This is a genomic window from Roseibium sp. AS2 (genome assembly GCF_038900065.1).
Lineage (GTDB): Bacteria > Pseudomonadota > Alphaproteobacteria > Rhizobiales > Stappiaceae > Roseibium.
Window position 1 is genome coordinate 162,180 of sequence record NZ_JBBMQN010000008.1, and the last position, 24,726, is coordinate 186,905.

Consider the following 24,726-nt stretch of genomic DNA (forward strand, 5'->3'; position numbering starts at 1 on the left):
ACCTGGGGTTAAACGGCAAAGCGGGAAAGGACTCTTTCCATGAAAATCGTTATTTGCGGGGCGGGTCAGGTCGGATACGGCATCGCCGAACGGCTGGCCGCCGAACAGAACGACGTCTCCGTGATCGACTCCTCGCCGCAGCTCATCAATGCGATCGGCGATCATCTGGATGTGCGCGGGTTTGTCGGCCACGGCGCCCATCCGGACGTGCTGGCGCAGGCCGGGGCTGAAGAAGCCGACATGATCGTGGCGGTGACGCTCTACGACGAAGTCAACATGGTTGCCTGCCAGGTTGCCCATTCGCTTTTCAATGTGCCGACCAAAGTGGCTCGGATCCGGGCCCAGTCCTATCTGCAGGGACGCTGGCGCAACCTGTTCTCACGCGATCACATGCCGATCGACGTGATCATCTCGCCGGAAATCGAGGTTGGCGAAATGGTTCTGCGCCGGCTTGCCCTGCCGGGGGCGGTGGAAACGGTCCGGTTCGCGGACGATCAGGTGGTCGTGGTCGGCATCATGTGCGAGGAAGACTGTCCCGTCGTGGATACGCCCCTTCGACAACTGACCGAGCTGTTTCCCGATCTGGGAGCCGTTGTGGTCGGTCTTTACAGGAACAACAGGCTGTTCGTGCCCAAGAGCAGCGATTCCATCCTGACCGGCGATCTTGCCTATGTGGTTGCCCGGCGCGACCAGGTGCGCAGAACACTGAGCATCTTCGGGCATGAAGAACCGGAAGCCGCCAAGGTCGTGATCGCCGGTGGCGGCAACATCGGACTGTATGTCGCCAAAGCGCTCGAACAGCGCCATTCGGGAACCAGGATCAAGCTGATCGAAGCGTCCCGGGAGCGGGCGATGTCCGTCGCGGACGAGTTGAAACGTTCCGTGATCCTGCACGGCAGCGCGCTGGACCAGACCATCCTGAATGAAGCCGACGCGGGTGACGCGGATACGATGGTGGCGCTGACCAACGAGGACGAGGTCAATATCCTGTCCTCCGTGATGGCCAAGAAGCTGGGCTGCAAACGCTCCCTGTCGCTTCTGAACAATCCGAGCTATCCGGCTTTCGCGAACGCGCTCGGCATCGATGCCTTCATCAACCCGCGCGCCGTCACGATCTCGCGCATCCTGCAACATGTGCGCCGCGGCCGGATCAGGGGCGTTCATTCCTTGCAGAACGGTGCTGCCGAGATCGTGGAAGCGGAGGCTCTGGATACGTCGCCGCTGGTCGGCAAGCCGCTCAGGGTGATCGACTTGCCATCCGGCATTCGTGTCGGCGCTGTTTTTCGCGGTGGCGAGGTGTTGACGCCGAACGGAGACCTGCAGATCCAGGCCCAGGACCGGATCGTCATCTTCGCGGTTGCCAATCGCGTGCGTCAGGTCGAACAGATGTTCCGCGTCAGCCTTGACTTCTTTTGAGGCAGAGCGCTGCTTATCCGCCCTTGCATTTGTTTGACCGAGTAGTCAAAACTCACAAGAATCCCAACCGGTTCGAGTGGAACCGCCCGTTTCTGGAGGAACGCATGAGCCGGATCGCCTATGTCAACGGCCAGTATGTGCGCCACGCCGATGCCGCCGTGCATGTGGAAGACCGTGGCTATCAGTTTGCCGATGGTGTCTACGAGGTCTGCGAGGTCTGGAACGGCAACCTCGTCGATGTGCCGCGTCACCTGGACCGGCTGGGACGTTCCCTGAGCGAACTTCGGATCGATTGGCCGATGGCACGCAGCGCGGTGAATTTTGTCCTGCATCAGGTGGTGCGCCGGAACCGGGTGCGCGACGGGCTTGTCTACATCCAGGTCACGCGCGGTGTTTCAAGGCGTGACCATTTTTTCCCGCCCGAAGGGGTGGCCCCGTCCATCGTTGTCACCGCGCGCGCGTCCAGCGCGGCGGCCGCCGCCGCCCAGGCCGAGGAGGGGATCGCGGTCGTCAGTTATCCGGAAAACCGCTGGCCGCGGGTCGACATCAAGACCGTGGCCTTGCTGCCGAATGTACTGGCCAAACAGAACGCCCGGGAAAACGGCGGCAAGGAAGCCTGGTACGTGGATGCGGACGGGTTCGTGACGGAAGGCGGATCGACCAACGCCTGGATCGTCACCAAGGAGGGTGTCCTCGTGACCCGTCCGGCCGAGGACAGGATCCTGCGCGGCATCACCCGGGCCGTCGTGCTTGAAATTATCAAAAAGGAAGGGCTGACCTTTGAGGAAAGGCCGTTTAGTCTGGAAGAGGCTTTTAACGCAAAGGAAGCCTTTGTGACCGCGGCGACGACTGTCGTCATGCCAGTCACACGATTGGATGGAAAAATGATCGGAAACGGTCATCCGGGTTCGGTCGCATCCCGATTGCGTGAACTGTTCCATACTGCTACTGATTTGCGGGTGGTATGATTCGATTGGCCTATTTGGGCCAAAAACAAGGCAATGACGGGCTGAGGCAGACAGCCCTGTCTGGTGGGCAAGACAAGAAGCGGGCGATTCGTCATATCTTGGCGTTTGAATTTCAAGGGCTATTGACGATAAGCTTCTGAAACGCCGGATGCTCGGCCGCATCCGGGGCAAATAGGATAAAAACACTTATGGCTGAGCGCGCACAGAATCTCCAAGACACTTTTCTCAATCACGTTCGCAAACAAAAGACGCCTCTGACGATTTTCCTCATCAATGGTGTGAAATTGCAGGGTGTGGTAACCTGGTTTGACAATTTTTGTGTCCTGCTGCGCCGCGACGGGCATTCGCAGCTGGTTTATAAACACGCGATTTCCACAATTATGCCCAACGGACCTGTTCAACTGTTCGATCAGGCAGAGGAAAACGCTGAAAAGGCAAGCTGATTGAAACCGAAGTCTCGCGCGGACGAATTCTCGAAATCCAATGGCTCTGAAGAACCGGGGCACCAATCTCTGAGAGTGAAGGACACTGGGGTGGATCGTCTGCCCCAGCCTTTTCGTGCGATGATACTGGAGCCTGTGCTCCAGCTTCGCGGGGACGGCGGCCAATCGGATCTGCGATCCAACAGAAGCCCGGAAGCCCGGCTTGACGAAGCCATCGGCCTCAGCGCGGCGATCAACCTCGATATCGTTCAGTCCGGTATCGTGAAGATCAACAATCCCAAACCGGCAACCCTGTTCGGAGAAGGCAAGGTCGCGGAACTGGCCGGCATCGTCGCCAGCGAGGACCTGGATCTCGTTGTCATCGATCATCCGCTGTCGCCGGTTCAGCAGCGCAACCTGGAACGGCGCCTCAAGACCAAGGTGATCGACCGGACCGGTCTCATTCTGGAAATCTTCGGCGACAGGGCCCGGACCAAGGAAGGCCGTCTGCAGGTCGATCTTGCCCATCTGAGCTGGCAGAAGAGCCGTCTGGTGCGCTCCTGGACCCACCTGGAGCGCCAGCGTGGCGGTGCCGGTTTCATGGGCGGACCCGGTGAAACCCAGATCGAGGCCGACCGGCGGCAGATCCAGGATCGGATCATGGCTCTCCAGAAGCAGCTCGAACAGGTGCGCCGGACCCGCGAACTGCATCGCAAGAAACGCAAGAAGATCCCGCAGCCGGTGGTGGCTCTGGTCGGTTATACCAACGCCGGAAAATCGACCCTGTTCAACCGGCTGACCGAATCCGACGTTTTTGCCAAGGACCTGCTGTTCGCGACGCTCGACCCGACCTTGCGAAAGGTCACTCTGCCGCACGGACGGGAAGTGATCCTGTCGGACACGGTCGGGTTCATCTCGGATCTGCCAACCCATCTGGTGGCGGCTTTCCGGGCAACCCTGGAAGAGGTTCTGGAAGCCGACCTGATCCTGCATGTGCGCGATATCTCGCACCCCGATACGGATGCGCAGGCCGAAGACGTCAAGAAGACACTGGATATTCTGGGCGTCGACGCGATTACCGGGGCACCGGTAGTGGAGGTCTGGAACAAGATCGATTGTCTCGACGAGGCCTATCGTGACAAGCTTTTGCAAGACGCTGGACCGGAGGGGCCGATTGCTCTTTCGGCGCTGACCGGCGCAGGGGTGGACCAGCTCTCAAGCCGCATCGACGCCTTCATGGCTCAGCACGACGATCTGCTGACAGTGCGCGTGCCGGTTGCCGAAGGTGCGCTTCTGGCCAAACTCTACCAGATGGCGGAAGTGCTCGAGCGTTCGGACGCCGAAGACTTCGTCACAGTCGAAGTGCGTGTCTCCGACAAGCAGCGCGGGCCGTTTCGGGACATGTTCGCAGCGAATATCGAGATTTGATCAGCCTTTCTTGGCCGCCTGCCATGCCGCTTCCATCTCGTCCAGCGTCATCGCCTCAAGTGTCGTGCCCGATTTCCCGGCATGGTCTTCTATGGCGGCAAAGCGCTTTCTGAACTTCCGGTTGGTGCGGCGCAGGGCCTCTTCCGGATCGATGTCGAGATGGCGGGCCAGATTGGCGAGCGCGAACAGCGTGTCGCCGAGTTCGTCGGCGATGCGGTCCTTGTCCGGGGTGCCTTTGGCCAGCTCTTCGTCCAATTCGTGGGTTTCCTCGCGGATCTTGTCCAGCACCAGACGGGCGTCGTTCCAGTCGAAACCGACCCTGGAAGCGCGGCGTTGCAGCTTGTCGGCTTCCTGGAGGGCGGGGAAGGCGGTCGGAACGTCGTCCAGAAAGCCCTTTTCCGGTTCCGCAAGACCGAGGGCTTCCCGTTCGGCCCGCTTTTCCGCCCGTTCCTCGGCCTTGATGCGTTCCCAGATGCCCTTGACCAGCTCCGGCTTGTCGCCGTTTTCGTCTCCGAAGACATGGGGGTGCCGCCGGATCAGCTTGCGGGTGATGGCTTCGACGACGTCACCGAAATCAAACTGATTGTCCTCTTCCGCCATGCGGGCGTGATAGATCACCTGCAGGAGCAGATCGCCGAGTTCCTCACGCAATTCCAGAAGATCGTTCTTAGCAATCGCATCGGCGACCTCATAGGCCTCTTCCAGCGTATAGGGCGCAATGGTCGCGAATGTCTGCTCCAGATCCCAGGGACAGCCGGTCAGCGGCGTTCTCAGCGCTGCCATGATCTCGATAAGACGGGAAATGTCGCGACTGGGGGTCATGGAAAGGCCTTCCGAAACAAAGAGGGGCACCGTTTTCGTGGTGCCCCTGTCTTGCACGACTGGGTGCATCTCTCAAGAGACTAGCCCCTGACCGACGGATGCCAGAAGGTAACCGCGCGTTCCAGCAGTGCGACGAGGCCGTAGAATACGGAACCGGCCAGTGCTGCCACCGCAATCTCGGCCCAGACCATGTCGACGTTCATGCGGCCGACTTCCGTGGAAATGCGGAAGCCCATGCCGACGATGGGCGTGCCGAAGAATTCCGCGACGATGGCCCCGATCATTGCCAGTGTGGAATTGATCTTCAGCGCATTGAAGATGAACGGCATGGCCATCGGCAGGCGCAGCTTGAACAGCGTCTGCCAGTAGCTGGACGCATAGGTGCGCATCAGGTCGCGCTGCATGGCGTCTGAGGCGGCAAGCCCGGAGACGGTGTTCACCAGCATGGGGAAGAACGTCATGATGATGACGACGGCCGCCTTGGACGGCCAGTCGAAGCCGAACCACATCACCATGATCGGGGCGACGCCGATGATCGGCAGGGCGGAGACCAGATTGCCGACGGGCAGGAGCCCGCGGCGCAGGAACGGCACCCGGTCGACCAGGATGGCCGTCAGGAAGGCGGAGCCGCAGCCGATGGCATAGCCGGCGAGCACCGCCTTCAGGAATGTCTGCTGAAAATCGGCCCAGAGCGTCGGTACGGAGGTGGTCAGGCGCAGCCAGATTTCCGATGGCGCCGGCAACAGGACCTTGGGCACGCCGGCTCCGGTGACACCGATCTGCCAGAGCATCAGCAAGGTGACGCCGAAAATGGCCGGGATGGCCAGGTTGATGAGGCGTGCCGCGGCAGGAGAGGCGGCCTTCCACAGCGAGAGGCGCTCGACAAACAGCCATGCGGCCGCCCAGGCCGCGGCCGTCAGTGCCCAGAATCCGAGCGTCGCCTCTCCGGGATGATTGGACACCGTCGAGACCAGCAGCCAGGCGGCGGTCGCCGTCACCAGGCCGAAAACGAGGTCTCCCATCCAGTTGCGCATGAAACCGAGTTCGTAACGCACGCCGGCGATCGCGAGAATCACCAGACAGATGGCAAGACGCGGCACATCCATGATCCCCATCTCGGGGCCGAAGACCGGGCTGAACAGGCCGACGATCACCATGGCGACGATGAACCAGGCCAGGGCAGCCGGCATGTCAAACCGTTGTTTTGACGCTGTCGTCGTGCTCATCCGGCCATCCCCATGCGCTTTAGCGTGTGTTTTTCAACCACTCCTATCAGGGCGACCAGCGATCCGGCCAGGAACGCGGCCATCAGCAGTGCGGACCAGATCTGAACGGTCTGGCCATAATAGGATCCGGCCAGCAGGCGCGCGCCGAGGCCGGCGACGGCCCCGGTCGGCAGTTCGCCGACGATCGCGCCGACCAGCGAGGCGGCCATGCCGATCTTCATGGATGTGAACAGGAAGGGCACTGCGTAGGGCAGGCGCAGTTTCCAGAACGCCTGGAACCGGGTGGCCGAATAGGTGTGCATCAGGTCCATATGGATGACCTCCGGCGAGCGCAGGCCCTTCACCATGCCGACGGCCACCGGGAAGAAGGACAGGTAGGTGGAGATCATCGCCTTGGGCAGGAGGCCGGAGATGCCGACGGCATTCAGGACCACGATGATCATCGGCGCGATTGCCAGGATCGGGATGGTCTGGGATGAAATGATCCACGGCATCAGTGACTTGTCGAGCACACGCGAATGCACGATGCCGATCGCGAGCAGGATGCCCAGCGCGGTTCCGAGCAGGAATCCCAGCAGCGTGGAGGAGAGGGTGATGCCTGTGTGATAGATCAGCGAGCGCTTCGAAGTGATCTTTTTCTCGACCGTGGTGTTCCAGATCTCGACGATCACCTGATGCGGCGCCGGCATGACGGGCCGTTCCTGGAACAATGTATCTGTAACAAGCTGACTGACGGGAACATTTGTCTGGTCAGCCCGTTCGTAGATATCGCGCTGGAACGGTGTGTTGAGCGCGACCGCGGCGATGTACCAGATGGCGATGATGGCCAGGACCACAACAGTGACGGGGCCGGCCGTGCCGGACATGAGGCCGGAAAACGGGTTGAGGCTGCGGGACGGAGAGAGGGGCATGTCAGTCATGCGTCGCTGCTCACGAGAAGCTGGACGGGTGATGGCAATTCCGCTTGCTCCCCTTTCCCCCCTTGCGGCGGAGATGTCCGTGAAACGGACAGAGGGGGGCGAAGCGGTGCCGCGCATTCAAGGAAGGCAGGATTGTTCCGGGAGGGTGACACCCCCCTCTGTCTCCTGCCGGAGACATCTCCCCTGCAAGGGGGGAGGATGAGCGCCGGCTGCAAGCTTCGAACCTGAGGCGACGAGGGTCTCTTTTCCATCCACTCAATCCTCATAGGAATGTCCCGCCTTCAGGCCTTCGCGCACCCGGTGGGCGATCTTGAGGAATTCGGGGCTTTCGCGGATATCGAGGGTGCGCTCGCGCGGCAGGTCGCTTTCGATGACATCGTAGATGCGGCCCGGGCGCGGGCACAGGACGACGATCTTCGTGGACAGGAACACGGCTTCGGGAATCGAGTGGGTGACGAAGACCACGGTCTTGCTGGTCTTGGCCCAGAGCTGCAGGAGCTGCTCGTTGAGGTGATCGCGAACGATCTCGTCGAGCGCCCCGAACGGTTCGTCCATCAGCAGGAGATCGGGTTCCACGGCAAGCGCACGGGCGATCGAGGCGCGCTGCTGCATGCCGCCGGAGAGCTGCCAGGGATATTTCTTTTCAAAGCCGGTGAGATTGACCAGCTCCATGTTCCTCTGGATGCGTTGCTGCTGTTCGGCCCTGGAGAGTCCCATGATCTCCAGAGGCAGGGCGACATTCTTGGCAATCGTGCGCCAGGGATAGAGCGCGGCGGCCTGGAAAACGTAGCCATAGGCGCGGTTCAGACGGGCTTCCTCGGACGTGACCCCGTTGACCGTGATCGACCCTGCCGTCGGCTGTTCAAGATCGGCGATTACCCGCAGCAAGGTGGTCTTGCCGCAACCGGACGGGCCGATGAAGGAAACGAAATCGCCTTCCTCGATCTTCAGGTCGATATCGGACAGCGCATGCACCGGACCGTCGTTGGTCTCGAAGGTCAGCGAGAGGTCGTCGATATCGATCACCCGGTTCGGGCTGGCGCTGGTCTTGTTTTCCACCATCGAGGTGTCCTTTGCGCTGGCAAGTGCTGTCATCTTGTCTCTCGGTATACGAGCCGGGTGCCGTTTGAAAGGGCTGGGGCGGGGCAAGGTGTCGGTCCGGGTGAATATGATTTCGGCCGGACCGGCCGCGCGGCATTGCCGACCCCTGCCTGCGACCGGCAGGGGACCGGAATTAGACGCCGCTGGCCGGAATGCCGGTCCGCTCCACCTTGCGCGGTGCGGTGAGTTCCTTCCAGGTGCTGAGAGCCTTGTTGACGGCCTGGAACGGCTTGCGGGAGACGAATTCGCCATGGCCCTGGCTGGGGTTGACCGTACCGTCTTCCACCGCGACGCGGCCACGGGTGAGCGTGTAGCGCGGCAGGCCCTTGACCTTCTTGCCCTCGAAGACGTTGTAGTCGATGGCCGATTGCTGGTTCGAGGCCGTGATGGTCTTTTCCTTTTCCGGGTCCCATACGACCAGATCCGCATCCGCTCCGACCAGAACGGCGCCCTTTTTCGGATAGACATTCAGGATCTTGGCAATGTTGGTCGACGTGACGGCGACGAATTCGTTCGGCGTCAGTCGGCCGGTGCCGACACCATAGGTCCACAGCATCGGCATGCGGTCTTCCAGGCCGCCGGTGCCATTGGGGATTTTGGTGAAGTCACCGAGACCGGTGCGCTTCTGCTCGGTCGAGAAAGCGCAATGGTCGGTCGCGACCACTTGCAGGGAGCCGGAGGCGAGACCCGCCCAGAGACTGTCCTGATGTTTCTTGTCGCGGAAGGGCGGCGACATCACCCGGCGGGCGGCATGATCCCAGTCGGCGTTCCTGTATTCGCTGTCATCCAGCGTCAGGTGCTGGATCAGCGGTTCGCCATAGGCGCGGATGCCATTCTGGCGAGCCCGGCGGATGGCCTCATGGGCCTGTTCGGATGAGGTGTGCACGATATAGACCGGAACGCCGGCCATATCGGCGATCATGATCGCGCGGTTGGTGGCTTCGCCTTCCACTTCCGGCGGGCGGGAGTAGGCATGGGCTTCCGGCCCGTTGTTGCCTTCCGCCAGCAGTTTCTGCTGAAGCGTGGCGACGACGTCGCCGTTTTCGGCGTGGACCAGCGGCAGAGCCCCCAGTTCCGCGCAGCGCGAGAAGGACGCGAACATCTCGTCGTCATTCACCATCAGGGCGCCCTTGTAGGCCATGAAGTGCTTGAAGGTGTTGATGCCGCGTTCCTGAACCACGGTCTGCATGTCGTTGAAGACCTGCTCGCCCCACCAGGTGATAGCCATGTGGAAGGAATAGTCGCAATGGGCCATGGAGGACTTGTTGTCCCACATCTGCAGGGCTTCCAGCAGAGACTGGCCGGGCGAGGGCAGGGCGAAGTCGACCACCATGGTGGTGCCTCCGGCGAGCGCCGCCCGTGTGCCTGAATCGAAGTTGTCGGACGAGAACGTGCCCATGAAGGGCATTTCCAGATGGGTGTGCGGATCGATGCCGCCCGGCATGATGTAGCAGCCGGTCGCGTCCAGCGTCTCGTCGGCGGAGAGATCCGGGCCGATCTCGACAATCCGGCCGTCCTCGATCTTCACGTCGGCTTCGTAGGTCAGGTCCGCGGTCACGACCGTGCCGCCCTTGATTACCTTGCTCGCCATTGCTGTATCCCTCGTTGTTTATCTGCTCCGGATCAGGTCCGGGACGGCACCGTTCCCTGTTTCGCCGTCCCGGCCATGAGCCGGGACCAGTTCCCGCAAATTCCAATTTCCTCAGAAAGGAATCTGGTCGCTAACGTCTTTCCAATCCGGATTGACTTTGGCAATCAGCTCTTCCTTCCAATCCCTGCGCCATCGTTTAAGCCTTTTTTCCTGATGAACCGCATCCAGCACTTCGTCATGGACTTCAAAATAGACGAGCGTTTTGATGTTGTATTTCTCAGTATGACTTCCTCGTATTCCGACTTTGTGTTGTTCGATCCGTTTTCTCAAATCGCGTGCCGAGCCCACATAAATGGCGCCATGCGGTTTATTCGCGAGGATATATACGTAGTACGGCATCGTCCTTGTTCGGTTTCGATGGTGGTCCCGGATCAAGTCCGGGACGGCACCGAGTAGTTCTGCGCTGTCCCGGCCTTGAGCCGGGACCATCTCCCGCCGAGTTTTGTCAATCCACGATCATGGCTGTTTCCACCACCGCGTGGAACAGCACGTCCGCGCCGGCCTTGGCCCAGTCCCGGGTGATTTCTTCGGCCTCGTTATGCGACAGACCGTCGACGCAGGGGCACATGATCATGGCGGTCGGTGCCACCTTGTTGATCCAGCAGGCGTCGTGACCGGCGCCGGAAATGATGTCCCGGTGCGAGTAGCCTAGGCGTTCTGCGGCATTGCGGACGGCTTCCACGCAGGTCTTGTCGAACTCGACAGGGTCGAATCCGCCGACCTTCTCGAATTCGACCTCAAGACCCATGTCGTCGCAAATCTTCTTTGCGTCCACCTTCAGCCGGTCTTCCATGTCCTTGATGACGGCAATGTCGGGTGACCGGAAATCGATGGTGAAGACGGTCTTGCCGGGAATGACATTGCGCGAATTGGGATAGACGTCGATATGACCGGCGGCCCCGACCGCGTGCGGCGCGTGGGACCAGGCGATCTCGTCGACCAGTTCCAGGATGCGCGCCATGGCGAGACCGGCATTCTTGCGCATCGGCATCGGTGTGGAGCCGGTGTGGCTGTCCTTGCCGGTGACGGTGACCTGTGTCCACGAAAGGCCCTGGCCGTGGGTGACCACCCCGATGTCCTTGCCTTCGGCTTCGAGGATGGGACCCTGTTCGATATGAAGCTCGAACATGGCGTGCATCTTGTTCTTGCGGGCGCCGACCTCCTCATCGCCGACCCAGTCGATGCGCTTCAGCTCGTCGCCGAATGTCTTGCCGTCCGCGTCTTCCTTCGCATAGGCCCAGTCCTGGGTATGAACGCCGGCGAAGACGCCGGACGCCAGCATGGCGGGCGCGAAGCGTGTGCCTTCCTCGTTGGTCCAGTTGGTGACCACGACCGGATGTTTTGTCCGGATGCCGAGATCGTTCATGGTGCGGACCAGTTCCAGCCCGCCGAGAACGCCCAGCACGCCGTCATATTTGCCGCCGGTCGGCTGGGTGTCCAGGTGAGACCCCACATAGACGGGCAGGGCGTCCGGATCGGTGCCGGGCCGGGTCATGAACATGTTGCCCATGGTGTCGACCGCCATGGACAGGCCGGCCTCCTCGCACCATGTCTGGAACAGCTTGCGGCCTTCGCTGTCGGCGTCCGTCAGAGTCTGGCGGTTGTTGCCGCCCGCCACGCCCGGACCGATCTTGGCCATGTCCATCAGACTGTCCCACAGACGGTCCGCGTTGATCCTCAGGTTTTCGCCCGGAGCTGCCATGTGCAAACCCTCCTGTTACTTCAGTTCGATTTCGACAAAGGACATCGGGGCGTCCCCGCCGTTGATCACATTGTGTTCGACGCCTTCGTCCCGGCGGTAGACCGTACCGGCCGGAACAGTGACCTCGCGCATTTCGCCATTCGGTTCTTCAAGCGTCATCCGGCATTCGGTCAGCGCGGTGATGACATAGTCCATCGAGTGCCGGTGCCATCCGGTCTCCGCGCCGGGGGCAAAGTCGAACCGGGTGACCCTGACCCGTTCGTCATCGACAAGCTGGCTCGCTGTGGCTGGTTGTCTGCTCATCTCGGTTAGCTCCCTGGAAGGACAAGACGGGCCGGGTGCGGCGCACTGCGGCCGGTCCGCCGTCAGTCGATGGCGTGCAACACGTCGCGCAGCTTGCCGAACAGTTCGTCGATCTGCTCCTTCGAGATGATCAGGGGCGGCGACAGCGCAATGATGTCTCCCGTGGTCCGGATCAGGAGGCCGTCGTCATAGGCCTTCAGGAAGGCCGAAAACGCCCGTTTGGTCGGCTCGCCCGCGATCGGCGTCAGTTCCACCGCGCCGATCAGGCCCAGATTGCGGATATCGATGACATTCGGACAATCCTTCAGGGAATGCAGCCCGTCTTCCCAGTATTGGGCAAGGTCGGCGGCGCGGGTCAGAAGACCCTCGTCCTCATAGGTGTCGAGTGTTGCCAGCGCAGCGGCACAGGCGAGCGGATGGGCCGAATAGGTGTAGCCGTGGAACAGCTCGATCATGTGGTCCGGGCCGGTCATGAAGGCGTCGTAGATGTCGGCCGCGCAGAAAACCGCCCCCATCGGGACGACACCGGATGTCAGGCCCTTGGCGGTGGTGATGAGATCCGGCGTCACGCCGAAGAAATCGGCGGCGAAGGGCGCTCCGAGCCGGCCGAACCCGGTGATGACCTCATCGAATATCAGCAGGATGCCGTTCTGGGTGCAGATCTCGCGCAGGCGCTCCAGATAGCCCCTGGGCGGGATCAGGACACCGGTCGAGCCCGCCACCGGCTCGACGATGACCGCGGCAATGGTGGACGGGTCGTGCAGCTGTATGATCCGGATCAGGTCCTCGACATATTCGGCGCCGTTTTCCGGAATTCCCCTGGTAAAGGCATTGCGGTCCGGATCGTGGGTGTGGCGCATGTGGTCCACACCGGTCAGCATCGTGCCGAAGGTCTTGCGGTTGGAAACGATGCCGCCGACGGAAATACCGCCGAAGCCGACACCGTGATAGCCGCGCTCGCGGCCGATCAGGCGCGTGCGTGTGCCCTGGCCGATGGTGCGTTGATAGGCGAGGGCGATCTTCAGGGCCGTGTCGACGCTTTCAGAACCGGAATTGGTGAAAAAGACGTGGTCGAGCGGAGAGGGGGCCATCGCCGCAAGCCGGGCGGCGAGTTCAAAGGCCTTCGGATGGCCCATCTGGAAGGCGGGCGCATAGTCGAGCTCGGCAATCTGCTTCTGCACGGCCTCAACGACCTTCGGTCGGGAGTGGCCTGCGTTGCAGCACCACAGGCCCGCCGTTCCGTCTAGCACCTGGCGGCCGTCGGACGTGGTGTAATGCATGTCCTTGGCGGCCACGAACATGCGCGGGGTCTGCTTGAACTGGCGATTGGCCGTGAACGGCATCCAGAAGGCTTCTAGATTGTTGGTGGCAGCCTGGCTCGGTGCTGACATGCGTCCTCCTTGCGGTCCCGGCAAAGCAATGGACCGACTGATGGTCATACAAGGCGAGAGTAGGCTTAGCACCAACACTGCCGTCATGGCAGTGCTGTCCGCGCAGGTCCACTCCCCAACTGTTCCCTGGATCCTTCCGGCGGGCCTTGCCTCTTCCCGAAGAGATCCGATGTCTCTGTCCGGCGATCTGCCGGTGCCGGCTGACCCCGGCTGTGGGTATGATGATCAGTTCGGGCCAATCCTTCAAGACACCCCGTTGCAGGGCGAATTGGGATCGACTAGCCTTCCAACCATCTGGTCAAAATACCCTAGGTGTGATTTGACCAAATGGTCAAGATGCAAATCCTGTCGACATGACTAATTTCTGGTCATTGGCGGCATGCGGCCAGCAGAAGCGACCGGAAACGCTGTGTTTTCAGTGGAAACCGGCGGTTCTGACCGGGACCCGAGACGGGCTCCCAAGGCGGAAACGGGACGATTGATGGTAGAATTGAGCGGGCAGCCGCAGGACATATTGAAGCCGGCCGGACTGAGCCGGATTCAGGAAAAGAACCGGTCGCTGATTCTGGAAGCAGCTCTCGGGGAGTTCTCGAAAAAGGGGTTTTCCGGCGCGACCGTGGAGAAGATCGCCGCGGATGCCGGCATGTCCAAATCCAATCTTCTTTATTATTTTTCGTCCAAGGAGGCGATCTACAACGCCACGCTGGCACATATTCTCGAAGTCTGGCTCGCGCCTCTCAAGACGCTCAAGCCGGATGGTGAGCCGGCGCAGGAACTGGCGGCCTATATCCGCCAGAAGATCGAGATTTCGGCCAGGTTTCCGGAAGCCTCGCGTCTGTTCGCCAATGAAGTGATCCAGGGCGCGCCGCAGATCCTGCCGATCCTCCAGACGGACCTGAAGCGGCTTGTCGGCGAAAAATGCAAGGTGATCGAGAGCTGGATCGCAGCCGGCAAGATGCGCCGTGTCGATCCGGTGCATCTGATCTTCACCATCTGGGCCACGACACAGCATTACGCCGACTTTTCCGTGCAGATCATGGCCTTGACGGGCCGGGACCTGAGCGACCCCGCATTTCAGGCCGAAACCGAGCTTGCTGTCACGTCGCTGATCCTCAACGGCGCCGGACTGGACTGGCCGCCAGTAGAGGACCGGACGGAATGAACGAGGGTGAAGCGGATCCCCATGCTGCCTCCCGTATTCCGGTCAACGAACGCCTGCACATCCTGAAGGATGATTTGAGCGAGGACTTCATCCGTGCCTCGGGGCCCGGTGGACAGAACGTCAACAAGGTCTCCACCGCGGTCCAGTTGCGTTTCCAGCTCGACGGCAATGAAACGCTTCCGCAGGATGTCAAGTCGCGCGCAGCGCGGCTGGCGGGCAGCCGGCTGACCCAGGGCGGGGAAATCATCCTGCAGGCGGACCGGTTCAGGACGCGGGAACGCAATCGCGAGGACGCACTGGAGCGATTGCTGGAGCTTCTGCGCAAGGCGGCGGAACGCCCGAAGCCGCGCAAGGCGACCAGGCCCACGCTGGGTTCCAAGAAGCGGCGGCTGGAAAGCAAGAAACAACGCGGTCAGATCAAGAAGATGCGCGGCCGGACCGGACGCGGCGAGGACTGAGAGCAACAGGTGGACATGTTGTTCGAGGATGACAAGCGGAACGGGGCGCGACATCCGGCAGACCGGGAAGGGGAGCCGCCGTCGTGCTTTTCACGGCCCGGGACGCCGGTGCTCTGCCGACGGGTGCACTGTCCAGGTCGCGATACACCAGTCCCAGACCGCGTCCACGGCCTTTCTTGGCGAGGAAACACGCTTACGGACGATGTAATAGTCGGGCCCGGTTGACGGCCTCGTGTCGGCGACCGCGATGAGCCGGCCCGCGTCGAGGTCGGCCTGCACGAACGTCCGGCAGACGATGGCAACGCCCTGACCGGCCAGTGCCGCATCGAGAGCATGTCCCGTCTGGTTGAACACCGCGCCCGGCAGTGATCCCCTGGAGCTGAAAAACTTCGGAAAATGGTTGTGCGCGTCGTGCAGGAGCGGCAGCTTCTGAATCTGACCGGGTGTCAGAGGCAGAGGCAGGGCGCCGACAAGGTGCGGGCTGGCCACGGGCACAAGCTCCTGCCGGAACAGCAGACACGCCTCGAATGAGGCCGGAAACGGCGGACGTGTAAGGCGCACGGCAATATTCACCTGATCGCGGTCGAAGTCCGACACGGTTTCCGTCGCGACGGTGCGCAGTTCCATGCCCGGCAGCGCCGCGTTGAGCGCGGCGAGTTGCGGGATCAGCAGTCTGGTCGCGAAGGTCGGCGTGACACTGATTGTCACGGCCTCCGAGCGCACGAGAAGCTGCTCGGTCGCGTCGCCCAGCGTGTCGAACGCCCGCGTTACATCAGAGAGATAGGCCGCGCCCTGGGAGGTGAGGGCGACGCCGCGCGGCAGACGTTCGAACAGGGCAAGGCCGATGTGATCCTCGAGCAGCCGGACTTGCTGGGCGACGGCGCCCTGGGTGACACCCAGTTCTTCTCCGGCCGCACGGAAGCTCAGGGTGCGACCGGAGACTTCAAAGGCACGCAATGCGTTGAGGGGCGGTAGTGAACGACGGGAAATCGACATGACTAGCCTGTAGTTTTTCTACAGTTTGGCACGTTTCGTTCTGGCGCGAAAGATCTCGCTGTATCGGCTATTTTTCTGGTCAATCGATCGCATGGAGATGTCCATGTCATCTGTAGAAAAATTTTTCCCGGAAGCGCTGGTTGACCGGGCAGGCGGGCTGCTGCGACGGCGGAGCCGGGACAGGAACGCTGCCGGGTTCTGCCGGCCCACCATGGCGCCTGAACCGTTTTGTCTGAAAGGCTGATATCATGATCCGCGCCTACGCCGCACTTGTCGCGCTCGGTCTCATCTGGGGCTCGAACTTTATCTACATGAAATGGGCCACGGAGCTGATCTCTCCGATGCAGACGGTATTCCTGCGCGTGCTGTTCGGGTTTCTGCCGCTGGCCGTCATTGCCTGGCGCGCCGGGGTCATCCACCGGGATCATTTGCGTCACCTGCCACATTTCATCGTCATGTCGCTGCTGGCGACGAGCTTTTACTATTACGGTTTCGTCGCCGGGACCGCACTGCTGCCGAGCAGTGTCGCAGGCCTGTTGAGCGGCGCCATACCCATTTTCACATTCCTGTGTGCCGTCCTGTTTCTGCGCGAAGACCGGCCGACCGGTCAGATGGCTGCCGGCGTCCTGCTCGGCTTCGCGGGGATCGTGTTGAGCGCGCGGCCCTGGGAAGGGGCGGCGGGTGTCTCAAGCTCCGGCGTGCTCTGGATGCTGGCCGGAACGATCAGCGTCGGTGCGTCCTTCGTTTATGCGCGCCGCTACCTGTCGCCGCTGAAGCTGCCGCCGCTCGCTCTGGCGACCTGGCAGACCGGGCTGGCGGTTCTGACCCTGGCTGTGCTGACGGATTTCGACGGCATCGGCGCAATAGCAACCGACGCCCACGCGATGTGGGGCGCGGTCATCGGCCTGGGGGCCCTGGGAACCGGTGGTGCTTTTCTGATCTACTATTTCATCATCGACAAGCTTGGTCCGGTTCGCGCGGCTGGCGCGACCTATATCGCGCCCGTCGTTGCGGTGATCATCGGTGCTGCCATCGGAGAGACGATCACGTCGCTCGAAATCCTGGCACTGGTCCTGATCCTGGGAGGCGTGGTGCTGATCCAGACCGGCAAGCGCGTCACGCTGGCCTTGACCGAGACAAAGGACGCCTGAGGGCGCATGTGTAGATGCTGGTCTTGCTTTCCGGCCCGGCTGGTGTCGCCTTATGCTCTGTTGTCACTAGCGAGAATGGTTACGATTCCTGCAAGGCAGAACGGTCACAAACAGGAGTGTTGCATGGCACAGCAACCGCCGGGAGACCCCACATATCGAAGGGCAGGAAAGCCTTGCGGGGAGAAAGGCATTTGGAACTTCCAAAGCTGGAAACGAGAACCATCAGGCCTTCTGAGCATTCTGTTTCGCGAGATCCTTCACTATCGCCACATCAGGCTCATATGGTCTGCCATTCGGATCAAACGCATTCTTAAAAGTGAAGGCACGAAGACTGGGACCATTTGTCATCAAATCCTCAAACCGATCAACCGCAACTGCCCAGTTGGGAGTACTTCCGTCGGCTACCCACCACAGAACATATTCCGGAATGTGATCCGCTGGCACATGCCAGTCTTTACCGTGACGGAGCACTTTCCCGTGTCGCCCTTGATAAGTTGCCGCCATCAGCGCTTCCACGGATGCCCAAAGGGAGAGAGTTGACGGCGCCCAACCGTCACCATTCCCGTTCGTCCAGCAGTCCGGAAATACTTGCTCCCCCCAATATGAAGGATCTTCTTCACCATCGTATCCAGCACGCGCGATAAATCCTGCCGCATTTTCAATGGTTACGAGTATTTCCGGTTCAGCTACTCTGAACCCACTTATTTTGTCTGACTGATAGGGTGCAACGAATTGATTGAATGTATAGACGGCGAGCTTGTGGTCTCGCATCCAAACCTCCGGATGTAATGAATTAGGATCGATGAACCACTAGCGGTTATGCTCTGTCATAACAAATTTGGATTGCGTCGCGTCCCGATAGTCGGCGATCTGTGTGTCCTACTTGCAACATCTGATCTAGGTCTCATTCAATCGTTTCGGCGCACTGACGACCTTTCCGTCGGTTGCGGCCGCGAGCCCGGTGACGGATCCCGCCAGGACCATCGGAGCGGAACCGGTCGAGCAAACGATAGATATGCCGTCTCGACATGTTGATCAGGTTGGCAGCGGTCGTGACGCCGATGTTGCCGTCATCAACCTAGGCCAGCACTTCAATCCGGTTCAAGTCACGCTCACTCATCAATACCCATCCCATGCCCAAACTCCCAACGATCTAAAGGACGCGGGGAGCGTGACATCTTTGAATCGCACAGGTGGGACATCATTGCGTGGCATGTCTAATGTAAATGCAACAAGGGCTTAGAAACGCCACAGGGCAGGGAGATCAGCCCCCGGTCAGGTCTGCTGGTCGGGGTTGCTAAGCCTGCCCGGGGGCGGATGGCAGTGCGGGGTTTTAAGCCCAATACTAGAGCTCAGACCGTTTTCTCTGAGACTTCAGAGCTTTTAGCTGTCTTTACAATCGATCTGTTTCTGTGAACGATATTTTTCTGACATTCAGGAGACTATCTCAATTGACTGTTTCAAACACTGTGTTCAGAAAAGCGGCTTTGGAGGAGTCCGAAACAGTTGCTTCAATTGCACGAAAATCCAGAGCGCACTTCCTGCCATACCTACCAGACCTGCATTCATTCGAAGAGGATAAAGGGTTCTATCGCGATAGGGTGTTTTCAGAATGTGATGTATGGGTTGCCGTTGAAAGTCAGAAACTGGTGGGTTTCTGCGCGTTCAAAGAAGGCTGGATAGAGCATCTCTATTTGCTTCCAATGCATGTTGGCAAAACGCTTGGTCAGGTTCTCTTGAACAAGGCAAAGGAGAGTCACAGTTTCCTGCAATTGTGGGTCTTCCAAGAGAACAGGCGAGCGATAAATTTCTACGAACGCAACGGATTTTCGAAAGTTAGGGAGACGGACGGGACGTCAAATGAGGAGAAGTATCCCGACGCCCTATACGAATGGCACAGTCAACCCCATGATGGATGAGTCTAAGAGCTGTATACTCTCAATTACTAACCTCAAAACGAGGAACTTTCAGGGGAGCAGGTCATTATGCTCCAGCTACATGCGCGATTCGCATAATCAATATTATGGAACATTTTCAGATGTGAAATCTGGAGCAACGTCAGGGACTTGTCGTTGGGTTCAATCCGCATGAGCCGTCAGACTTCAGGATCCCGGTCCGGATCTCCGGTTTCTGGACGGTCAGCAGGCTGCTCCGCGTCGATCACCTTGCGTGCGGTTTCGAAGGCAAAGCCGGCGCGGCACATGGCGGCCAGATCCTTGTCGCGCCGTGCGGTACGATCCGCGCCGGTCCGGTACGGTCCGAGCCGCCGGCGCCTGGCGAAGATGTGGCCGGTCTCTTCCTCGCTGTGATCGTCGTCACCAAGCACGGACGCGATGATGTCGCGATCGACGCCCTTGGCCGACAAGTGCGCCTCGATCTTGCGTTTCGAGCCGCCGCGGCGTCTCAGCCCGCTGACCTTGGTTTCAGCGTAGGCCTTGTCGTCGACAAGGCCGTTGCGGACGAAACTTTCAACGGCCGCATCGATCATGCCGACATAGTCCGCCGGGTTGAGATCCAGGTGATTGCAGGCCTTCAGCACCTTGCGCTCCAGCACCTTGCGCAAATTGGCCGCGGACGATGAATAGCGTTCCAGATAATGCAGCGCGGACCGGTTGAGCCGGTCTGCCGTGGGCGGTTTGAAACGTGGCTTACCCGGCATCGGCGGAAAGCCGCATGGTCTGTGCTGTTTCAGGCAGCGTCAGATGCATGCCGTCATGGGCAGGCACGATACCGTCGGGAAGTTCAGCGGCCAGCGTGTGGTAGTCCAGGTCATTGTGAAGATTGGTGAAAACAGCCTTGCGCGGCGCGATCCGCCGGGTCCAGGCAATGGCGTCATCGAGGCAGAAATGACTGGGATGCGGTCTGCGCCGCAGGCAGTCCAGGATGAGAAAATCCAGGTTTTTCAGCTGCTTGAGACTGTCGTCGGGTATGTCCGACACATCTGGAATATAGGCCGTGCCGCCAATCCGGAACCCGAGCGCATTCATGTCGCCATGAACGACCTCGATCGGCTCGAAGGTCAGGTCGCCGGCAGCACCGGTGATCGTCACCGGGCGTCCCGGGGCCATCTCGTGCCGGTCAAGGATCGGCGGATAGTTCGAGCCATTCGGGGTCTCGAAACAATATCCGAACGCGGTTCTGGCGCGGTCGAACGTCTCCGCATCCATGAACACCGGCACCCGTTTGTGGCTGTTCACCCAGAAGGCGCGCAGATCGTCGATCCCGTGCAGGTGATCGGCGTGGGCGTGGGTATAAAGGACCGCGTCGAGGTGGCTGACGCCCGTCTCCAGAAGCTGGGTCCGGATGTCGGGTCCGGTATCTATCAACACGGTTGTGCACGTGTTGTCCACACGTTTTTCCACAAGAACCGCACAACGCGAGCGACGATTTTTCGGCTCACCGGGATCGCATTTGCCCCAGTCGTTGCCGATACGCGGCACACCGGCGGACGACCCGCAGCCAAGTATGGTGACATCCACGCTCACGAAGTGGCGCCTTCAAGGTGTTGCTGTTCAGGTACTTTGGTGAACAGACGGAAGAAGTTTTCCGTGGTCTGGCGGGCGATTTCTTCTTCCGAAACACCGCGGGTTTCGGCCAGAACAGCGGCTGTCATGGCGGTATAGGCCGGCTCGTTGCGTTTGCCGCGTCTGGGCTGCGGCGCCAGATAAGGGGCGTCCGTTTCCACCAGAAGCCGGTCGGCGGGCAAGTCCCGGGCGATCTCGCGCAGCTCCTCGGAGCGCTTGAAGGTCAGGATCCCGGAAAAGGAGACGTAAAGACCGAGATCAATCCCGGTCAGCGCCAGGTCGCGGCCCGAGGAAAAGCAGTGCAGGAGCGCCGGGAAGGCCCCCTTCCCCATTTCCTCGCGCAGGATCGCGGCCATGTCGTCATCCGCATCGCGGGCATGGATCACGAGCGGCAGGCCGGTCTGGCGGGCGGCGTCGATATGGATGCGCAGGCCCTCCGCCTGGGCATCGCGCGGCGCCTTGTCATAGAAATAGTCCAGTCCGGCTTCGCCGATCGCCACCACCTTGGGGTGGTCGGCCAGGCGCACGATTTCCTCCACCGGAATGCCGCGCTCAGTGCCGGCGTTGTGGGGGTGCGTGCCCACCGAGCAGTAGACTTCGGGAAACTCCTCGGCGACGGCAAGGACCTGATCGAATTTGCGGATATGGGTGCAGATCGTCACCATCAGGTCGACGCCGGCCGCCTTGGCGCGGGCGATCAGTTCGGCACGTTCGCCGTCGAAATCGGGGAAATCAAGATGGCAATGGCTGTCTACGAGCATGTGCGGTCCAGAAGGTGTGGTCAGTGTTTCGGTCGGTGTGTTTCGGCGTTGTGTTTCGGCGGCGTGTTTCGGTTGGCGTGTCGCGGTCGCCACGTACCCCGGTGGTGACGACGGTCGGCAAGCCGGAGCATGGCAGTTCGGCTCGCCATACCACGGAACAGCGGTGGTCAGAAGACCTTCGACGATCCTCAGGCGGCGCGCAGGGCGAAAAAGAAGTCCAGCACCACCTGTTTCCGGTCGAGATTGAGGGCATCCGCGTCGCGAATGGCCTGGTTGGTCCGTTCCCAGATCTCGATCATCGCGTAGGCCTTGCCGACACCGGCGCCGAGATCCCGCCGCATGCGTTCGTGCAGCCAGATCCGGGCCATGTGCTGGAAGCTTTCCCAGTTGTCGGACTGGCCTCGAGCCGCGACCAGATCGCCCAGAGCGTGTACCGCGGCCAGGTCCAACTGGTCGGCGGTGTCCGCCAGCCGCCTCACACCCCGCGCGATCGCGAGACCGTCGCCGGACAGAAGCATGATCGCCGAGCGCAGACTGCCGTCCGCGGCTGTCGCGATCTCGCGCAGATCGGCTTCGCCGGGAACCGCGTCCGGAACCAGGTCGCGCAGGCCTTCGCCGATTTCCGCATCGCTGAGCGGTGTCAGGTCGAGACGTCGGCAGCGGGAGCGGATCGTTGGCAGCAGCCGCCCCGGAGCGTGGCTCAGGACCAGGAACAGGCAGCGGGCGGGCGGCTCCTCGAGGATCTTCAACAGGGCGTTGGCGGAGCTGTTGTTCATGTCGTCGGCCGCATCGACGATACACAGGCGCCAGGCCTTGGCCGATGCTGTCGTGCCGAAGAAGGAGACGGTGCGGCGCACCTCGTCCACCGGCAGGTCCGCCTTGAAACGTTTGCCTTTTTCGTCCCATGGCCGGCGGAGATGCAGGATGTTCGGATGTCCGCCCCCGGTCAGTTGCCGGGCGACCGCATGGTCCGGCGCAACGGACAGGTCCTGCGCCGCGGCAACCTCCGCTCCGAAACGGTCCGGATTGGCGACGACGAAGCGCGCCAGGCGGAAGGCGAGCGTTGCCTTGCCGATGCCCTTGGGGCCGCCCAGGATCCAGGCGTGGTGCAGCCGCTCCGACCTGTAGGCCTGAAGCAGCTCCTGTTCGGTTTCATTGTGCCCGATCAGCCGGTCGCGCTGGTGCGGCAGCGGATAGCCGGGGATTGCGTCGACTTGAGGGATATCGACCGGGTCGCTGGCGCGCGCCATCAGTTGGCTGCCTCCGGCTGGGACTGTTTCTGGTCTGCAGGCTTCAGATCTTCCGGGAAGGACTTCAGAACTGCCTTGCGCACGGAGTCCTGGACCTCATCCAGCTCTCTGGCGCCATCGATAACGGCGAAGCGATGGGATTCTTCGCGTGCCAGGTCCAGAAACAGCTTGCGCCTGCGCTGATGAACCTTCAGCGCCTCGCCTTCGAAACGGTCGGGGCCGCCGCTCTGATCGGATTTCGAGCGCACCGCGACCCGTCCGAGGCCGATTTCCGCCGGCACGTCGATCAGAACGGTGAGATCCGGGTAAATGCCGGCAACGGCCGCCGTTTCCAGCAGCTTCAGATAGCCGGTGTCGACCCCGGCTTCGCCCTGGTAGACCCGGGTCGAATCGGCATAGCGGTCGCACAGCACCCAGTCGCCGCGATCGAGTGCAGGCTTGATGGTCGTGTCGACGTGATCGGCGCGGGCTGCGGCGAACAGCATCGCTTCGCCGCGGGGGCCAAGGTCCCTGGCCTCGCCGGACAGGAGCAGCGCGCGGATCTTTTCCGCGCCGGGCGAGCCGCCGGGTTCACGAGTCACGATGACCGTTTTCCCCTGTGCTTCCAGCCAGGTCTTCAGGCGGGAGATCTGGGTGGATTTGCCCGCGCCCTCTCCGCCTTCAAAGGTAATGAAATGTCCAGACAACCGGAATCAGGCCTTGTTGGTCTCTCTTGAATGCTTGGATGGCTTTTAGCAGGTTCCCGGTGGTCAATGGAAGGGGCGCGGACGCCGTTAGCCTGCCGGCAGAGGCCTTGTGTTTTCCGCTCTTTTCACGTTCCGGGAGGATGGCTCCACCGGACAGGCCAGGTGTTGTCATCGCGCGCGCGTTGCTTTTTCGTCGCCACGCAGGGTGAGCACTTCGACGCCGCGACGCGTGACCGCTACGGTGTGTTCGAACTGGGCCGAAAGCTTGCCGTCATCGGTCACGACGGTCCAGCCATCCTCCTCGGTCGCGACCTTGCGGCTGCCCTGATTGACCATGGGTTCTATGGTGAAGACCATACCTTCGAGGAGCTTCATGCCGTTTCCGGGGCGTCCGAAATTCAGGACCTGCGGGTCCTCGTGCATCTGACGGCCGATGCCATGGCCGCAATACTCGCGCACGATCGAAAAGCCGTTCTTCTTTGCGTGTTTCTCGATCGCATGGCCGATGTCACCCAGCCGTGCGCCGGGGCCGACCTGCCTGATGCCTTTCCACATCGCTTCCTGAGCGATGCGGACAAGCCTTCTTGCTGCAGGCGGGACATCGCCGACCAGATAGGTCTTGCTTGAATCCGCGATGAAACCGTTTTTTTCCAGCGTGATATCGAAATTGACGATGTTCCCGTCACCGATGATGTCATCGGCACAGGGGACGCCGTGGCAGACCACATGATTGATCGAACAGTTCAGGACGTGTTCGTAGCCGTACTGTCCACGGCTTGCCGGACGGGCGGCAAGGTCGTCGGTAATGAAACGGTCGACCAGATCGTTGACCTGCAAGGTCGACATGCCTGCGAGTGACTGGCGGTCCAGCATTTCAAAGACGGATGCCAGCAACCTGCCGGAAACCCGCAGGAGCGCCAGTTCGTCAGGGGTCTTGACCATGTAATACCAACCTCAATAAACAGGAACCTGTTCGACCATGACATGCGAGTATTCCGTGAGGAGCGTGTCGCAAGGCGATGTGGGACATCGGCCAAGACGCGCGACGCGGCGGACCACTCTCGTGTCATGGCCTCCGGTGGCTTGTTCAGGCCCACCGGACTGCGTTGAGATTGGTATCAGGCCGCCGCTTCGGTCGCGGCGCCTGTTTCCGCCGCCTGGAGCTGCATCTTGACAATGTCGTTGAAGGAGAGCGTGGGATTGGTTTCGGCCAGCATGCCGATTTTCATCCAGAACTCTGCCTGTGCATTGATCGATCGGCACATCACCGTGCTCGCCTTGCGGACCTGCTCGTGCAGACCCTCTTCAATTTTCACGATTCCCATTTCACGATTCCCATGGATACCCGGCCCGTAAAGACAGTATACGAAACATATACGTTTCATATA

The 24,726-nt window shown here is 61.0% G+C and carries 26 protein-coding genes; 8 read left to right on the plus strand and 18 right to left on the minus strand.

Features of this window, described 5'->3' with window-relative positions:
- The first annotated feature begins 39 nt into the window (after window positions 1–39).
- From trkA to hflX, 4 genes are all read left to right on the plus strand, one after another.
- Window positions 40–1,416 (plus strand): Trk system potassium transporter TrkA, encoded by a 1,377-nt coding sequence (trkA, locus tag WNZ15_RS21830; RefSeq protein ID WP_342895144.1) that lies wholly within the window; start codon window positions 40–42, stop codon window positions 1,414–1,416.
- A 104-nt stretch (window positions 1,417–1,520) separates the two neighbouring features.
- Window positions 1,521–2,384 (plus strand): D-amino-acid transaminase, encoded by an 864-nt coding sequence (locus WNZ15_RS21835; protein WP_342895145.1) that lies wholly within the window; start codon window positions 1,521–1,523, stop codon window positions 2,382–2,384.
- 188 nt (window positions 2,385–2,572) lie between these two features.
- A complete protein-coding gene (gene hfq / locus WNZ15_RS21840; protein ID WP_006934516.1) occupies window positions 2,573–2,827 on the plus strand; it encodes an RNA chaperone Hfq in 255 nt (84 codons plus the stop codon).
- Between the two features lie 120 nt (window positions 2,828–2,947).
- Window positions 2,948–4,234: a GTPase HflX gene (gene hflX, locus WNZ15_RS21845; RefSeq protein ID WP_342895264.1), complete on the plus strand. Its 1,287-nt coding sequence runs from the start codon at window positions 2,948–2,950 to the stop codon at window positions 4,232–4,234.
- Here the strand turns inward: hflX and mazG are convergent, their stop codons facing one another.
- The 9 genes from mazG to WNZ15_RS21890 all read right to left on the minus strand — a co-directional run bounded on the left by mazG (window position 4,235) and on the right by WNZ15_RS21890 (window position 13,350).
- Window positions 4,235–5,056: a nucleoside triphosphate pyrophosphohydrolase gene (gene mazG / locus WNZ15_RS21850; RefSeq protein ID WP_342895146.1), complete on the minus strand. Its 822-nt coding sequence runs from the start codon at window positions 5,054–5,056 to the stop codon at window positions 4,235–4,237.
- A gap of 80 nt (window positions 5,057–5,136) precedes the next feature.
- Entirely contained in the window at window positions 5,137–6,282 is a 1,146-nt protein-coding gene (locus WNZ15_RS21855) for an ABC transporter permease (protein ID WP_342895147.1), read from the minus strand.
- Window positions 6,279–7,148: an ABC transporter permease gene (locus tag WNZ15_RS21860; RefSeq protein ID WP_342895265.1), complete on the minus strand. Its 870-nt coding sequence runs from the start codon at window positions 7,146–7,148 to the stop codon at window positions 6,279–6,281. The genes WNZ15_RS21855 and WNZ15_RS21860 overlap by 4 nt, the downstream gene beginning before the upstream one ends.
- A 309-nt stretch (window positions 7,149–7,457) precedes the next feature.
- The gene (locus tag WNZ15_RS21865; RefSeq protein WP_342895266.1) at window positions 7,458–8,264 is read right to left on the minus strand and encodes an ABC transporter ATP-binding protein; all 807 of its coding nucleotides are present in this window, start codon (window positions 8,262–8,264) and stop codon (window positions 7,458–7,460) included.
- Window positions 8,265–8,436: 172 nt separating this feature from the next.
- Window positions 8,437–9,894, minus strand: coding sequence for a dihydropyrimidinase (gene hydA, locus WNZ15_RS21870; protein WP_342895148.1), 1,458 nt, complete (start codon window positions 9,892–9,894; stop codon window positions 8,437–8,439).
- A 111-nt stretch (window positions 9,895–10,005) separates the two neighbouring features.
- Window positions 10,006–10,293: a GIY-YIG nuclease family protein gene (locus WNZ15_RS21875; RefSeq protein ID WP_342895149.1), complete on the minus strand. Its 288-nt coding sequence runs from the start codon at window positions 10,291–10,293 to the stop codon at window positions 10,006–10,008.
- Between the two features lie 106 nt (window positions 10,294–10,399).
- Window positions 10,400–11,656, minus strand: a complete 1,257-nt coding sequence (locus WNZ15_RS21880) for a Zn-dependent hydrolase (protein ID WP_342895150.1) — start codon at window positions 11,654–11,656, stop codon at window positions 10,400–10,402.
- Between the two features lie 15 nt (window positions 11,657–11,671).
- Entirely contained in the window at window positions 11,672–11,959 is a 288-nt protein-coding gene (locus WNZ15_RS21885; protein WP_342895151.1) for a cupin domain-containing protein, read from the minus strand.
- A gap of 62 nt (window positions 11,960–12,021) precedes the next feature.
- The gene (locus WNZ15_RS21890) at window positions 12,022–13,350 is read right to left on the minus strand and encodes an aspartate aminotransferase family protein (RefSeq protein WP_342895152.1); all 1,329 of its coding nucleotides are present in this window, start codon (window positions 13,348–13,350) and stop codon (window positions 12,022–12,024) included.
- A gap of 481 nt (window positions 13,351–13,831) precedes the next feature.
- Between WNZ15_RS21890 and WNZ15_RS21895 the strand changes: the two genes are divergently transcribed.
- On the plus strand, window positions 13,832–14,512 hold the full coding sequence (locus tag WNZ15_RS21895; protein ID WP_342895153.1) for a TetR family transcriptional regulator C-terminal domain-containing protein: 681 nt from the start codon (window positions 13,832–13,834) through the stop codon (window positions 14,510–14,512).
- Window positions 14,509–14,970, plus strand: coding sequence for an alternative ribosome rescue aminoacyl-tRNA hydrolase ArfB (gene arfB / locus WNZ15_RS21900; protein WP_342895154.1), 462 nt, complete (start codon window positions 14,509–14,511; stop codon window positions 14,968–14,970). Before WNZ15_RS21895 ends, arfB begins: the two co-directional genes overlap by 4 nt.
- A gap of 90 nt (window positions 14,971–15,060) precedes the next feature.
- On the opposite strand, the gene WNZ15_RS21905 is transcribed toward arfB, so the two are convergent.
- Window positions 15,061–15,966, minus strand: a complete 906-nt coding sequence (locus WNZ15_RS21905) for a LysR substrate-binding domain-containing protein (protein ID WP_342895155.1) — start codon at window positions 15,964–15,966, stop codon at window positions 15,061–15,063.
- Between the two features lie 248 nt (window positions 15,967–16,214).
- Between WNZ15_RS21905 and WNZ15_RS21910 the strand changes: the two genes are divergently transcribed.
- The gene (locus tag WNZ15_RS21910) at window positions 16,215–17,117 is read left to right on the plus strand and encodes a DMT family transporter (RefSeq protein WP_342895156.1); all 903 of its coding nucleotides are present in this window, start codon (window positions 16,215–16,217) and stop codon (window positions 17,115–17,117) included.
- A 222-nt stretch (window positions 17,118–17,339) separates the two neighbouring features.
- Here WNZ15_RS21910 and WNZ15_RS21915 read toward each other — a convergent pair whose 3' ends face one another.
- A complete protein-coding gene (locus WNZ15_RS21915) occupies window positions 17,340–17,888 on the minus strand; it encodes a DUF3291 domain-containing protein (protein ID WP_342895157.1) in 549 nt (182 codons plus the stop codon).
- 680 nt (window positions 17,889–18,568) lie between these two features.
- Between WNZ15_RS21915 and WNZ15_RS21920 the strand changes: the two genes are divergently transcribed.
- Window positions 18,569–19,036: a GNAT family N-acetyltransferase gene (locus WNZ15_RS21920; RefSeq protein WP_342895158.1), complete on the plus strand. Its 468-nt coding sequence runs from the start codon at window positions 18,569–18,571 to the stop codon at window positions 19,034–19,036.
- A gap of 176 nt (window positions 19,037–19,212) precedes the next feature.
- On the opposite strand, the gene WNZ15_RS21925 is transcribed toward WNZ15_RS21920, so the two are convergent.
- The 7 genes from WNZ15_RS21925 to WNZ15_RS21955 form a co-directional block, all read right to left on the minus strand.
- Window positions 19,213–19,776 (minus strand): regulatory protein RecX, encoded by a 564-nt coding sequence (locus WNZ15_RS21925; protein WP_342895159.1) that lies wholly within the window; start codon window positions 19,774–19,776, stop codon window positions 19,213–19,215.
- Window positions 19,766–20,602 carry an MBL fold metallo-hydrolase gene (locus tag WNZ15_RS21930; RefSeq protein WP_342895160.1) on the minus strand — a complete coding sequence of 279 codons (837 nt, stop codon included), beginning with the start codon at window positions 20,600–20,602 and terminating at the stop codon, window positions 19,766–19,768. Before WNZ15_RS21930 ends, WNZ15_RS21925 begins: the two co-directional genes overlap by 11 nt.
- Complete coding sequence (locus tag WNZ15_RS21935; protein ID WP_342895161.1) at window positions 20,599–21,402, minus strand: TatD family hydrolase; 804 nt, start codon at window positions 21,400–21,402, stop codon at window positions 20,599–20,601. The genes WNZ15_RS21930 and WNZ15_RS21935 overlap by 4 nt, the downstream gene beginning before the upstream one ends.
- A 188-nt stretch (window positions 21,403–21,590) precedes the next feature.
- The gene (locus tag WNZ15_RS21940; protein ID WP_342895162.1) at window positions 21,591–22,652 is read right to left on the minus strand and encodes a DNA polymerase III subunit delta'; all 1,062 of its coding nucleotides are present in this window, start codon (window positions 22,650–22,652) and stop codon (window positions 21,591–21,593) included.
- Window positions 22,652–23,338 (minus strand): dTMP kinase, encoded by a 687-nt coding sequence (gene tmk / locus WNZ15_RS21945; protein WP_342895163.1) that lies wholly within the window; start codon window positions 23,336–23,338, stop codon window positions 22,652–22,654. The genes WNZ15_RS21940 and tmk overlap by 1 nt, the downstream gene beginning before the upstream one ends.
- Before the next feature lie 168 nt (window positions 23,339–23,506).
- Window positions 23,507–24,280, minus strand: a complete 774-nt coding sequence (map, locus tag WNZ15_RS21950) for a type I methionyl aminopeptidase (RefSeq protein WP_342895164.1) — start codon at window positions 24,278–24,280, stop codon at window positions 23,507–23,509.
- 176 nt (window positions 24,281–24,456) lie between these two features.
- Window positions 24,457–24,663, minus strand: a complete 207-nt coding sequence (locus WNZ15_RS21955) for a ParD-like family protein (RefSeq protein ID WP_342895165.1) — start codon at window positions 24,661–24,663, stop codon at window positions 24,457–24,459.
- Between the last annotated feature and the right edge of the window lie 63 nt (window positions 24,664–24,726).